The 12,514-nt window shown below is 52.7% G+C and carries 10 protein-coding genes and 1 pseudogene; 3 read left to right on the top strand and 8 right to left on the bottom strand.

Annotation, left to right across the window (positions count from 1 at the left end; genetic code table 11):
- Positions 1-31: 31 nt before the first annotated feature.
- The 6 genes and pseudogenes from ispH to WN16_RS24500 all read right to left on the bottom strand — a co-directional run bounded on the left by ispH (position 32) and on the right by WN16_RS24500 (position 6,051).
- Entirely contained in the window at positions 32-982 is a 951-nt protein-coding gene (gene ispH / locus WN16_RS07135; RefSeq protein WP_003018925.1) for a 4-hydroxy-3-methylbut-2-enyl diphosphate reductase, read from the bottom strand.
- 1 nt (position 983) lies between these two features.
- Entirely contained in the window at positions 984-1,433 is a 450-nt protein-coding gene (fkpB, locus tag WN16_RS07130; protein WP_003018929.1) for an FKBP-type peptidyl-prolyl cis-trans isomerase, read from the bottom strand.
- A 117-nt stretch (positions 1,434-1,550) separates the two neighbouring features.
- Positions 1,551-2,048: a signal peptidase II gene (lspA, locus tag WN16_RS07125; protein ID WP_003018932.1), complete on the bottom strand. Its 498-nt coding sequence runs from the start codon at positions 2,046-2,048 to the stop codon at positions 1,551-1,553.
- Entirely contained in the window at positions 2,048-4,864 is a 2,817-nt protein-coding gene (gene ileS, locus WN16_RS07120; protein WP_016149528.1) for an isoleucine--tRNA ligase, read from the bottom strand. The genes lspA and ileS overlap by 1 nt, the downstream gene beginning before the upstream one ends.
- Positions 4,865-4,901: 37 nt before the next feature.
- Positions 4,902-5,840: a bifunctional riboflavin kinase/FAD synthetase gene (gene ribF, locus WN16_RS07115; protein ID WP_003837336.1), complete on the bottom strand. Its 939-nt coding sequence runs from the start codon at positions 5,838-5,840 to the stop codon at positions 4,902-4,904.
- A 7-nt stretch (positions 5,841-5,847) separates the two neighbouring features.
- Positions 5,848-6,051 (bottom strand): annotated as a pseudogene (locus WN16_RS24500) (DUF2575 domain-containing protein).
- Between the two features lie 117 nt (positions 6,052-6,168).
- Between WN16_RS24500 and rpsT the strand changes: the two are divergent.
- The 3 genes from rpsT to WN16_RS07095 all read left to right on the top strand — a co-directional run bounded on the left by rpsT (position 6,169) and on the right by WN16_RS07095 (position 10,349).
- On the top strand, positions 6,169-6,432 hold the full coding sequence (gene rpsT, locus WN16_RS07105; RefSeq protein ID WP_003018940.1) for a 30S ribosomal protein S20: 264 nt from the start codon (positions 6,169-6,171) through the stop codon (positions 6,430-6,432).
- A gap of 463 nt (positions 6,433-6,895) precedes the next feature.
- Positions 6,896-8,269 (top strand): MFS transporter, encoded by a 1,374-nt coding sequence (locus WN16_RS07100; RefSeq protein WP_044699208.1) that lies wholly within the window; start codon positions 6,896-6,898, stop codon positions 8,267-8,269.
- 40 nt (positions 8,270-8,309) lie between these two features.
- Positions 8,310-10,349: a glycoside hydrolase family 31 protein gene (locus tag WN16_RS07095; RefSeq protein ID WP_003845653.1), complete on the top strand. Its 2,040-nt coding sequence runs from the start codon at positions 8,310-8,312 to the stop codon at positions 10,347-10,349.
- A gap of 49 nt (positions 10,350-10,398) precedes the next feature.
- Here WN16_RS07095 and nhaR read toward each other — a convergent pair whose 3' ends face one another.
- Positions 10,399-11,298: a transcriptional activator NhaR gene (nhaR, locus tag WN16_RS07090; protein ID WP_003018949.1), complete on the bottom strand. Its 900-nt coding sequence runs from the start codon at positions 11,296-11,298 to the stop codon at positions 10,399-10,401.
- A gap of 38 nt (positions 11,299-11,336) precedes the next feature.
- Positions 11,337-12,503, bottom strand: a complete 1,167-nt coding sequence (gene nhaA, locus WN16_RS07085) for a Na+/H+ antiporter NhaA (protein ID WP_003018952.1) — start codon at positions 12,501-12,503, stop codon at positions 11,337-11,339.
- Positions 12,504-12,514: the final 11 nt, after the last annotated feature.

Raw genomic sequence — 12,514 nt, 5'->3', positions numbered from 1 at the left:
GGCATCTTCTCATAATCGTAACCGGAAAGACTTACTCTACTTCACGAACATCCACACGCAGCTCTTTCGGCACTTCGAAAACGATGTTCTCTTCGCGGCCTTCCAGCGGAATAGCTTCCCCACCGCCAAGCTCCTGCAAGCGAGCAATCACGTTTTGCACCAGGATATCCGGCGCCGAGGCTCCGGCCGTCACACCTACGCACTTCGCCTCTTTCACCCACGCTTCCTGGATGTCGGTCGCATCGTCAATCAAATACGCCGCTTTCCCCATTCGCTGTGCCAGTTCAGCCAGACGGTTGGAGTTAGAGGAGTTCTTCGAGCCGACCACCAGCACAACATCAGCCTGTTCCGCCAGCGCGCGAACCGCTTCCTGACGGTTGGTGGTGGCATAACAGATATCGTCTTTGCGCGGTCCGACAATTTTCGGGAAGCGTTGACGCAGAGCATCAATAACGTCAGAAGTATCGTCAACGGAGAGCGTGGTCTGCGTCATGAAGGATAATTTGCCTTCATTTTTCACATTCAGTTTCAGCACATCATCTGGTGATTCAACCAGATACATTCCGCCTTGCGGGTTGCTGTACTGGCCCATCGTGCCTTCAACTTCCGGGTGTCCGGCGTGACCAATCAGAATGGATTCTTCGCCACGACGGCTGGCGCGGGCAACTTCCATATGCACTTTCGTGACTAGCGGACAGGTTGCATCAAAAACCGTGAGGTCGCGGCCTTTGGCTTCGTTACGCACCGCCTGAGACACGCCATGAGCGGAGAAAATCAGGATCGCGCCATCCGGCACTTCGCTGATTTGCTCGATAAAAATAGCGCCGCGCTCGCGCAGGCTATCCACCACATAACGGTTATGTACCACTTCATGACGGACATAAATCGGCGCGCCGTAAATAGCCAACGCGTTTTCGACAATGCTGATAGCGCGGTCTACGCCAGCGCAAAAACCGCGCGGGTTGGCCAACAGGATCTGCATTTTACGCCTCCAGTGCCGGTTCGACTTCCAGCACTTCAATATCAAAATGAACGGTATGCCCAGCTAGCGGATGGTTGAAATCAACCGTGATCGAGTCACCGTTGATTTCACGGATCACGCCAGGCATCTCACTGCCGTCCATTGCGGTAAAGAGCATGATAGCGCCAATTTCTGGCTCGCCCGCGTCCATAAATTCCCGACGCGAGAAATACTGAATTAAGTCCGGACTTGATACGCCAAAGGCGGCATCCGGCTCCAGAGCAAAGGTGGTTTTATCGCCTTCTTTTAGCCCCAGCAGGTGTTGCTCCAGTCCTTCAGACAGAGAACCGTCGCCCAGGCGAAACAGCGCAGGCTTGCCGTTATTGCGGGTTGACTCTGCGGTGGAGCCATCGTCGAGCTTAAGGGTGAAGTGCACCAGCACCGCACTGTTACTCTGTACTGATTTAGACATGCAGGTTGCTCTTTAAAATTGCTGCCGCCTGTCTGCCCGGTGGCGCTACGCTTACCGGGCCTACAAGGATCGCAGTAAATTGTAGGCCGGATTAGCATAGCGCCATCCGGCATTTTTTTATGCGGCTTTTTTCTCTTTCGACGGCAGGAAGCCTTCGAGAACAATCAATGCCGCCCCGATACAGATAGCCGTATCGGCCAGATTGAAGGTCGCGAAATGCCAGTCGCCGACGTAAAAGTCAATCATATCAACCACGAAGCCGTGCCACAGGCGGTCGAACAAGTTGCCCAGAGCACCGCCAATGATTAACGCATACGCGATGTTGTTCAGCTTCTGCGTCGCCTTCGAGCGATACATCATCACCATCAGGATGACGCAAATACCGATGGCGATACCGGCAAAGAACCAACGTTGCCAGCCGCCGCTGTCGGCTAAGAAGCTAAACGCCGCACCGTAGTTACGCGCGTAGTGCAGATTAAGCGACGGAAACAGCGACACCGTATCCCCCAGAGCAAAGTTCTGGAGGATCAGGTATTTGCTGCCTAAATCGATAATCAGCACGACTACCACCAGCCACAGCCAGCGTAGTCCTGTTGAACAAAGAGGCTTACTCATCAGGCAAACTTACGTTGTTCGCCATCACCGGCGATGTTGCTGACACAGCGTCCGCAGATATCTGCATGTTCCGCCACCTGGCCGACGTCGGTAGTGTAATGCCAGCAGCGCGGGCATTTCTCACCTTCGGCTTTGCTCAGTACGATTTTCAGACCTTTGAGCAGTTCGCTCTGCTGAGCATCAGCAGGAGCAGCCGCATAATCCGCAACCGTCGCACCTGAGGTCAGCAGTACAAAACGCAACTCTTCACCCAGCGCGGTCAGTTTCGCCGCCAGCTCAGGTTCAGCGTACAGGGTCACTGCCGCTTCCAGAGAACCGCCGACTTTCTTATCCGCACGCGCCTGCTCGATAACCTTGTTCACTTCGCCGCGCACTTTCAGCAGCTCGTCCCAGTAGGCATCGTTCATCGCTTCGGTTTCGCCTAAGCCAAACAGACCTTCGTACCATTCACCGGTAAAGACGTACTTCTCACGATCGCCCGGCAGGTAGCCCCAGATTTCATCGGCGGTGAAGGACATGATCGGCGCCATCCAACGAACCAGCGCTTCTGCAATATGGAACAGCGCAGTCTGGCAGCTACGACGCGCCACGCTGTCCGCTTTCGCGGTGTACTGACGGTCTTTGATGATGTCGAGGTAGAACGAACCCATTTCTACGGAGCAGAAGCGCATCAGGCGCTGTACCACTTCGTGGAAGTCATAGGCTTCATAGGCTTTCAGGATTTCGTCCTGCGCCGCTTGCGCACAACCTACCGCCCAACGATCCAGCACCACCATCTCTTCCGGTTTCACCATGTCTTTAACCGGATCGAACCCGTTCAGGTTCGCCAGCAGGAAGCGCGCGGTGTTACGGATACGACGATAGCTGTCGGCAGCACGTTTCAGGATTTCGTCAGAAACGGCCATTTCGCCAGTATAGTCGGTAGAAGCAACCCAAAGACGCAGAATATCCGCGCCCAGTTTGTTCATCACGTCCTGCGGAGAAACGGTGTTACCGATAGATTTGGACATCTTACGGCCCTGACCATCAACGGTGAAACCGTGGGTCAGTACCTGGCGATAAGGTGCTTTGCCTTTCATGGCGGTGGAGATCATCAAGGAAGACATGAACCAGCCACGGTGCTGGTCAGAACCTTCCAGATACATATCTGCCGCATGGCCTGCAAACTCAGGACGCACATCCACGACGGATGAGTGGGTTGAACCGGAGTCGAACCACACGTCCAGCGTATCCGGGACTTTGACATACTGGTCAGCTTCGTCGCCGAGGATATCTTTCGGATCGAGATCCCACCACGCCTGGATGCCGTCAACTTCAACGCGTTTAGCCACTTCTTCCATCAGTTCGATAGCGCGCGGATGCAGCTCTTCGGTGTCTTTGTGAACAAACAGAGACATCGGCACACCCCACGTACGCTGACGGGAGATACACCAGTCAGGACGGTTGGCCACCATCGATTCAATACGCGCCTGGCCCCAGTCCGGGATCCACTGTACGCCTTTGATCTCTTTCAGCGACTGCGCGCGCAGGCCTTTCTGATCCATGCTGACGAACCACTGCGGGGTCGCACGGAAGATGATCGGTGACTTGTGACGCCAGCAGCATGGGTAGCTGTGCTGCATCTTCTCAACGTGCAGCAGCGCGCCTTTTTCGCTCAGCAGCGCAACGATTTTGTCGTTGGCTTTAAAGACGTTCACACCGTCCAGATCCGGATAGGTACCCGCCAGGTATGCGCCGTCCGGGCCAACCGGGTTAGCGATTTCCAGACCGTATTTCTGGCTGATGACGTAGTCATCCGGACCGTGACCGCCAGCGGTATGGACCGCACCGGTACCCGCGTCCAGCGTAACGTGATCGCCAAGGATAGCCGGCACGTCAAAGCCCATAAACGGATGGGTAAAGCGCAGCAGTTCCAGCTCAGCGCCTTTCACTGTGCCGAGAATGGTGTATTCAGCCGCGCCAATACGCTGCATGACGCTTTCAACCAGATCTTTCGCCAGAATCACAGCCTGGCCGTCAATCTGCACCAGCGCATAGTCAAAATCAGGTGCCAGAGAGATTGCGCGGTTCGCCGGTAACGTCCACGGGGTGGTAGTCCAGATAACCAGTGAGATCGGGCCGTTGACGTCAGAAACGCCAAACTTCGCTTTCACCGCATCCTGATCGGCAGCGTGGAACGCCACGTCGATGGACGGGGAGGTTTTGTCATAATACTCAACTTCCGCTTCCGCCAGCGCGGAACGGCAGTCAACGCACCAGTGCACCGGCTTCGCACCTTTGTGCAGGTGACCGTTGCCGATGATTTTACCCAGCGCACGAATGATGTTGGCTTCAGTTTTGAAGTCCATGGTCAGGTACGGATGCGACCAGTCGCCCAGTACGCCAAGACGGATAAAGTCTTTACGCTGACCATCAACCTGGGTCGCTGCGTATTCACGGCACTTGGCGCGGAACTCAGCAGCGGTGAACTTCTCGCCCGGCTTGCCGTATTCCTGCTCTACTTTCAGCTCGATCGGCAGACCGTGGCAGTCCCAGCCCGGAACGTAAGGCGAGTCATAGCCCGTGAGTCCTTTGGACTTCACGATAATGTCTTTCAGAATCTTGTTAACCGAGTGACCAATATGAATGCTGCCATTCGCATAAGGAGGGCCATCATGCAGAATGAAGGTTTTTTTGCCTTTTTTGGCCGCACGAATGATGCCGTACAGGTCATCATCAGTCCAACGCGCCAGCATTCCCGGTTCGCGCTTGGCGAGATCGCCGCGCATCGGGAACCCTGTTTCCGGCAAATTCAGGGTTGATTTATAGTCACTCATCAGATTCTCGGTTCCGTATTTAAAACTCGTATAGGCATTAAGCCGGTTTTGTTAGCCCAAAAAATTCACGGGCAGTCAACTCATCACGCGCAATCTGCGCTTTTAGTTCATCCAGCGAGGCAAATCGCTGTTCGCTGCGTATTTTTTTACGCAGTACTACATCTATATGGCGACCATACAGGTCCATTACAACGTCCAATAGATGCACTTCCAACTGCTGGCGTACGCCTGCTACCGTCGGGCGGGTGCCGATGTTGGCGACGCCGGGCAACGGTTTGTCACCCAGTCCCATCACTTCAACCGCATAAACACCTTTCACCGGAGAAACCTGACGACGAAGCGGTAAGTTTGCCGTCGGAAAACCGATGGTGCGCCCTAACTCATCACCGTGAACGACGCGTCCTGAGATAGTAAAAGGATGCCCAAGCAGGCTTTCGGCCAGTTGCAGGTTATCTTCGGCCAGCGCCTGACGTACTGCGGTGCTGCTGATACGCACACCGCCTTCACAGAAGGTTTGGGTGCTGGTGATATCAAAACCATACTCAGCGCCCGCTTCCTGTAATAACAAGAAATCGCCCGCACGGCTAGCGCCAAAGCGGAAATCATCGCCAACGGCAAGAAATTGTACACCAAGGCGCTTCACCAGCAGGTCGCTGATGAAGGTCTGCGCCGTTAATGCGGCGAAACGCCTGTCAAAACGCACACACAGCACGTAGTCCACACCGCATTCGGCCAGATAACGCAGTTTTTCCCGCAGGCGGGTAAGGCGCGCAGGTGACTTGTCCGTCGCAAACAGTTCCAGCGGCTGTGGCTCGAAAATCATTACCACCACCGGTAAATTGCGTTTGCGCCCTTCTTCCCGTAAGCCTTGCAGCAACGCACGGTGGCCACGGTGCACACCGTCGAAATTACCAATAGTCAGCACACACCCATGCGGGGCCTGGCTGAGATTATGTATGCCTCGTATCAGCTTCATGTCTGGCTCAAAACAGTGAAAATCGTGAAAGTATACCCTGTACCGCGGTCAAGGTTAACCGGCGATTGTTTCTACGAAACAGAAAGAGGATGGTTTTCATTGTTATGAAACAAATTGACGCCCTTCACGGGTACACCAATGCAATTTTTCTCGTCGAAAAGCTGTATTCACGCCACGCAAGCTGGTAGAATCCTGCGCCATCACTACGCAACGAGTGCTGGAATTTAAACGGCGCTTATTTGCACAAATCCATTGACAAAAGAAGGCTAAAAGGGCATATTCCTCGGCCTTTGAATTGTCCATATAGAACACATTTGGGAGTTGGACCTTGGCTAATATCAAATCAGCTAAGAAGCGCGCCGTTCAGTCTGAAAAGGCCCGCAAGCACAACGCTAGCCGTCGCTCTATGATGCGTACTTTCATCAAGAAAGTATACGCAGCTATCGAAGCTGGCGACAAAGCTACTGCACTGAAAGCATTTAACGAAATGCAACCAATCGTGGACCGTCAGGCTGCTAAAGGTCTGATCCACAAAAACAAAGCTGCACGTCATAAAGCAAACCTGACTGCACAGATCAACAAACTGGCTTAATCGCCTGCTTGTTGACGCTTTGTGAAAAAACCCGCGAAAGCGGGTTTTTTTATGCCTGCTATCTGGCGTTTTTCTCTTCAACCACTGATGTTGTTCTCACTCGCCCACGCTCTTCCTGACCAGCCTGTTTTTTCAGCTATCCCTCCCTTAGTTAGTCGCGTCGCGTAATACTTGAAAGTTATTTTCTTTCACTGTTTTCCTTTTTTTATTTCATTATTAAAAAAACTGTGACCACCTTAGCAAATAGAAACATCGCTCATTCAAAAACGAATAAACGCAATCCTGATGTAAGATTTGATAATTGATTGCTGCGGTAGGGTCAACTACTTTCCATGTACACCTTACTCACTCATTTTAATCTGAGGTTAAATTCAGTAACGACATAAAAAATAATATTTAAAACTTGCTTGGAAAGTAAAAGTTGTTTTTCTGGGCGTATCGCACCAATATCGGAGTTATTATTATGAGTTCTGTTATTGAGGATACCCAGTCTTGCGGGTCAGCATCATTATCTTTACTACAGCGTATTAGCTACGGCTCTTTGGATGTGGCAGGTAATCTACTGTACTGTTTCGGCTCAACCTACATCTTATATTTCTACACTGACGTTGCGGGTATTAGTCTCGCCGTAGCAGGTGTCATCCTGCTGTTGGCGCGTATCGTAGATGGTATAGATGCCCCAATCTGGGGGATCATTATCGATAAAACACGTTCACGTTACGGTAAATGTCGTCCCTGGTTCTTATGGCTGCCGCTGCCTTTTGGTGTATTCAGCGCGCTGTCATTTTGGTCTCCAGATATCAGTATGACAGGAAAAGCCATATATGCAGCAATATCCTACATGATTGCCAGTATTTTATTTACCGGACTCAATACACCGCTCAGCGCAATATTACCTCTAATGACTCTGTCCCCTAAGGAACGGCTGGTATTAAATTCCTGGAGAATGACCGGGGGACAAATTGGGGTTTTATTAATGAATGCCACAGCATTACCCCTGGTTGCATTTTTAGGTAACGGAAATGATCATGCCGGATTTATTTACACGGCAATTCTGTTTGCTGCGATATCCTGTTCGCTAACGTTTTTCGCCTTTAAAAATATCCGCGAAATGGATGCGGATAAAATACAGCAAGAACCCAAACTGCCGATGAAAAAAAGTTTCACGGCAATGAAAGGTAACTGGCCATGGATCCTGATGGTGCTGGCCAATCTGATCTTCTGGATTGCCCTGCAACAGCGGTCCACAACCATTGTTTATTATCTGACCTACAACCTCGATCGCAAAGACCTGGTTCCGCTGATTAACAGTCTGGCGACGATTCAGATCCTGTTCATCATCGCCATCCCTTTCTTTAGCAAATTCCTGGCTAAAACCTGGATATGGGTAGGAGGCTTGCTGGTCGCCACGTTCGGCGGCGTCTTGATGTGGCTGGCGGCGGACAACATACCTTTCCTCATCGCGGCCTGGGTGCTCGGCAATATCGGTAGCGGAATCGCCTGCTCAATGCCGTTTGCCATGTTGGGCTTTGCCGTCGACTTCGGTGCCTGGAAAACGGGCATCAAGGCCACGGGCATTCTTATCGCCTTCGGCAGTACTTTCTGCATCAAGATGGGCAGTGGTCTGGGTACCGCTTTCGCCGCCTGGATCATGAACAGTTTTGGCTATGTCCCGAACCATGCCCAAAGCGCTGCGGGCCTGGAAGGCATTACCTGGGCCTTTATCTGGGCGCCCGCCCTACTCTTCGCACTCGCGGCGATCCCGCTACTTTTCTTCCGTAAGTACGAAGCAATGGAAGAGACGATTCGCCACGATCTGGAAACCATCACCCAATAACTTTCTTAATCTTTACCCTCAAAATATGGGAGGCACCACCATGCCATTTGTGCAACATGACCCGCGTCGTCTGGTCTGGCAGCAAAACGATCGCTATTTGTGGATTGAACCCTGGGGCGAGAACAGCCTGCGCGTACGCAGTGGTCGTCATCTGCCGGTAATGAGAAATGAAGACTGGGCATTGACTGAGCCAGTCGCAGAAAGCCACTGCCACATCGATTATGAGCACCACCAGGCGACAATGACGAACGGCAAAATTATCGCTATCGTCAATCAAAAAGGACAAGTTACCTTTTACCGTCATCCACACAAACCCCTGTTGCAGGAGTTCTGGCGCCTGCGGGGCGAAATTGGCGAGGATGAATCTTCTCACGGCCAGTACGTCAGCGCACTCAACCTTGAGGGACGCGAATTCCGCCCTATTCAGGGTGGGAAATATTCACTTAAAGCCCGCTTCGAAGCCACCGAAGGGGAAAAAATTTACGGCATGGGCCAATATCAGCAGGCCAATCTGGATCTCAAAGGATGCGTGCTCGAACTGGCCCAGCGCAACTCTCAGGCCTCGGTGCCCTTTATGCTCTCAAGCCTGGGCTACGGATTTTTATGGAACAATCCGGCGGTCGGCCGCGTGACATTCGCCCACAACGTGACCGAGTGGGAAGCTCAAATCAGCGAGCAGCTGGACTACTGGATCACCGCTGGCGATACCCCGGCAGAAATTAGCCGGGCGTATGCGCTCGCCACGGGCACGCCGCCGATGATGCCGGATTACGCCATGGGCTTCTGGCAGTGCAAGTTACGTTATCGCACTCAGGAGGAGTTGCTCGCCGTCGCCCGCGAGTACAAACGGCGCAATCTCCCCATCTCGGTAATCGTGATCGATTTCTTCCACTGGCCAAATCAGGGGGACTGGATGTTCGACTCGCGGGACTGGCCCGATCCCGATGCCATGATCGCCGAGCTAAAATCGCTGGGTATTGAGCTAATGGTCTCCGTCTGGCCAACTGTGGATAGCCGAACCGAGAGCTATCGGGAGATGCGCGAAAACGGCTGGCTGGTGCAAACAGAGCGCGGATTGCCAATTAATATGGATTTCCTCGGCAATACCACTTTCTTTGATGCCACCCATCCCGACGCTCGCGACTACGTATGGGGTAAAGCAAAACGCAACTATTACGATAAAGGCGTGAAGCTCTTCTGGCTAGACGAAGCCGAGCCGGAGTTCAGCGTTTACGACTACGATAATTATCGCTACCACGCCGGACCGGTGCTGGAAGTGGGCAATATCTACCCGCGAATGTACGCCAAAACCTTTTTTGACGGCATGAAAGCCGATGGCGAAGACCAGGTTATCAACCTGCTACGCTGCGCCTGGGCCGGAAGTCAGAAATACGGCGCGCTGGTCTGGTCAGGTGATATCCACTCATCGTTTCGTTCTCTGCGCAATCAGTTTGCCGCCGGGATGAACATGGGTATTGCAGGTATCCCGTGGTGGACAACAGATATTGGCGGCTTTCATGGCGGCAATATTCACGACCCACACTTTCATGAGTTGCTGATTCGCTGGTTCCAGTGGGGCGTGTTTAGCCCAGTGATGCGCCTGCACGGCAACCGCGATCCGCAGATTTTACCAGAACATCCTTACCGTGACGGTATTGCCCAGTGTCCGACCGGGGCGGCAAACGAAGTGTGGAGCTATGGTGAAGAGGTGTGCGAAGTGTTGACCGGCTGTCTGACGTTGCGAGAAAAGTTAAAGCCGTACATCAAAGCGGTGATGGCGGAAACACACCAACGCAATGCCCCGGTTATGCGCACCCTGTTTTTTGAATTCCCAGAACAGACAAGGAGTTGGGAGATTACCGATCAGTACTGTTTTGGTCCCGATCTGCTGATTGCTCCGGTGATGCATGAAGGCATGCGCGAGCGTGACGTTTGGCTACCGGAAGGGGAAACATGGACGGATCTTGCTACCGGCGAGAGCTATCAGGGAGGACAAACGCTGCGCTATGACGCTCCCCTGAACAGAATTCCGGTATTTATCCGCGAAGGCGGGCAGTATCGTAATATGTTGAAACTGTAGTCAAAGTCCGGCTGCGGTTAGTACACCGCAGCCGGCAACATGAAGGCGTTTAGACCTGTGGCGACTTGAACAGTGCTGAGTAGTCCGCATTGCAAATACGCTGCACCGCCGGATGCTGGATCATCCTTTCCGCAAATATGGCGTGATACTCCTCCATCACATTCTCTACGCGTCCAATTTCAACAATAGAATCATCGGCATAGAAATTGTGTGAATACAGAGTAGGCGCAACGAAAATGGCATTATGCGTTGCGCCAAACGCTTTCATCAGCGCAGCATCATCAAACTCGCCGAGGATTTCGACATTCAATCCTTGTGAGTTAATCCAGTTCAGCAGCTTACGTCCAAGCATCGAACGACGACCTGGGATCAGTAATCGACGCTCCTCAAGGCAGGCCGGGAAGGGTTTTTCAGGCAGCGGTTTGGTGCACCAAAAACTCACGCTGCATTCGCCTATCCGCACTGAGAACAGCCCTTCCTGCTGCGTAGAGTCGATCGGGCAGTCGGAGATAATCATATCCAGCTTATGCTGACTGAGTTGATCCAACAGCATCTCATGTGTTGACTCAAAACAACGCAGATGGATTTGTTCATCTTCAACCACAGCGGCATCAAGCACGCTACTGACCAGCTGCTTCGATAGCGCATCCGCCACGCCGACATCAAACAGTAAATTAGACTCTTTGCGGTAGTTCACGATATCCAGCATTTCCTGGCTTAAGGTGAACATCTTATCCGCATAACGAAAAACCAATTCGCCTAACTCACTAGGCTCCAGTCCACGCCCCTTGCGCTTGAACAGCTTTCCCTGCAAACGTTCCTCAAGCGCTTTAATCTGTCCGGTAATGGTTTGCGGCGTCAGATAAAGCGCTTCTGCAGCGCCAACCACCGAACCTTCTTTATAGACATGCCAAAAGTAGTACAGGTGGTTGTAGTTTATATGAGACATACTCACTCCCTGAAAATTGTCACAAAAGGGTTATCCCGTCAGGCTGACGCGTTCAACCGGGTGCGTAACCAGCAGTAACCTATTACCGCCGACAGCAAGGAACCGATCAGGATCCCCAGTTTCGCCCAGTTAATCAGCTCAGGATCGACGTTCCCAAACGCTAGGCTGGCGATAAAAATCGACATCGTAAAGCCAATGCCGCACAGAATGCCGACCGCCATAATCTGCTGGAAATTCGTTCCCTCTGGCAATTGCGCCACCTTGAGGCGTAACGCCAGCCAGCAAAACAGACTGATACCCAACGGTTTACCGATCAACAAACCAGCAATGATCCCCAGCGGTAACACCGAGGTCAGTCCATCAATAGTAACGCCCTGCAGTGAAACGCCCGCGTTGGCGAAGGCAAACAGTGGCAGGATCAGGTATGCCACCCATGGATGCAGAACATGCTCCAGTCGCTTCGCCGGTGAACGCCCGTGTTTTTCCTTTAACGGAATGAAGAAACCGACGATCACGCCAGCCAGAGTCGCATGCACGCCGGACTTCAGTACCGCAGTCCATAGCACCACGCCCACCAGAATATAAATCCCGGTACGTCTCACGCCACACAGATTCAAGGCCGCCAGGACGAGAATGGCACACGCGGCAACGCCCAGCGACAGCAGCGAGAGATCGCTGGTGTAGAACAGTGCGATGATTACGATAGCGCCGAGGTCATCAATAATCGCCAGCGCCATCAGGAATATTTTCAACGCCAGCGGAACGCGGCTGCCCAACAACGCCAGCACACCTAACGCAAAAGCGATGTCCGTTGCCGCCGGGATCGCCCACCCTTCACGGGTGATGGGATCGGCATAGTTGAATGCCAGGTACAGCAGCGCCGGGACAATCATGCCCCCGATAGCGGCAATGATCGGAAACGCTGCCTGACGCAGGCTGGCCAGCGAGCCTTGCATCAACTCACGCTTCACCTCCAGACCAATCAACAGGAAGAACACCGCCATCAACGCGTCGTTGATCCACAGCAGCATATTTTTGTTGATCTCAAGCGCGCCAACCCGCAGTTGAACGGGCGTTTCCAAAAAGGCGTGGTACCATCCACTGGTTACCCCGATGTTTGCCATCAGCATAGCGACCACGGCAGCGATGATCAGAATGATGCCCCCCGAGGCGTCACTACTAAAAAAACGATGCAGATGTTTCACTTTTATTCTCT

This window comes from Citrobacter sp. ABFQG, assembly GCF_004322975.1.
Classification (GTDB): domain Bacteria; phylum Pseudomonadota; class Gammaproteobacteria; order Enterobacterales; family Enterobacteriaceae; genus Citrobacter; species Citrobacter freundii.
The sequence above is the reverse complement of the archived record's forward strand: the minus strand, read 5'-3'. Positions and strand labels throughout refer to the sequence as shown.

Coding starts and splice junctions, on each gene's coding strand:
- ribF (WP_003837336.1), bottom strand. CDS start 5,840: ATGAAGCTGATACGAGGCATACATAATCTCAGCCAGGCCCCGCATGGG.
- fkpB (WP_003018929.1), bottom strand. CDS start 1,433: ATGTCTAAATCAGTACAGAGTAACAGTGCGGTGCTGGTGCACTTCACC.
- WN16_RS07100 (WP_044699208.1), top strand. CDS start 6,896: ATGAGTTCTGTTATTGAGGATACCCAGTCTTGCGGGTCAGCATCATTA.
- ispH (WP_003018925.1), bottom strand. CDS start 982: ATGCAGATCCTGTTGGCCAACCCGCGCGGTTTTTGCGCTGGCGTAGAC.
- nhaR (WP_003018949.1), bottom strand. CDS start 11,298: ATGTCTCATATAAACTACAACCACCTGTACTACTTTTGGCATGTCTAT.
- ileS (WP_016149528.1), bottom strand. CDS start 4,864: ATGAGTGACTATAAATCAACCCTGAATTTGCCGGAAACAGGGTTCCCG.
- WN16_RS07095 (WP_003845653.1), top strand. CDS start 8,310: ATGCCATTTGTGCAACATGACCCGCGTCGTCTGGTCTGGCAGCAAAAC.
- lspA (WP_003018932.1), bottom strand. CDS start 2,048: ATGAGTAAGCCTCTTTGTTCAACAGGACTACGCTGGCTGTGGCTGGTG.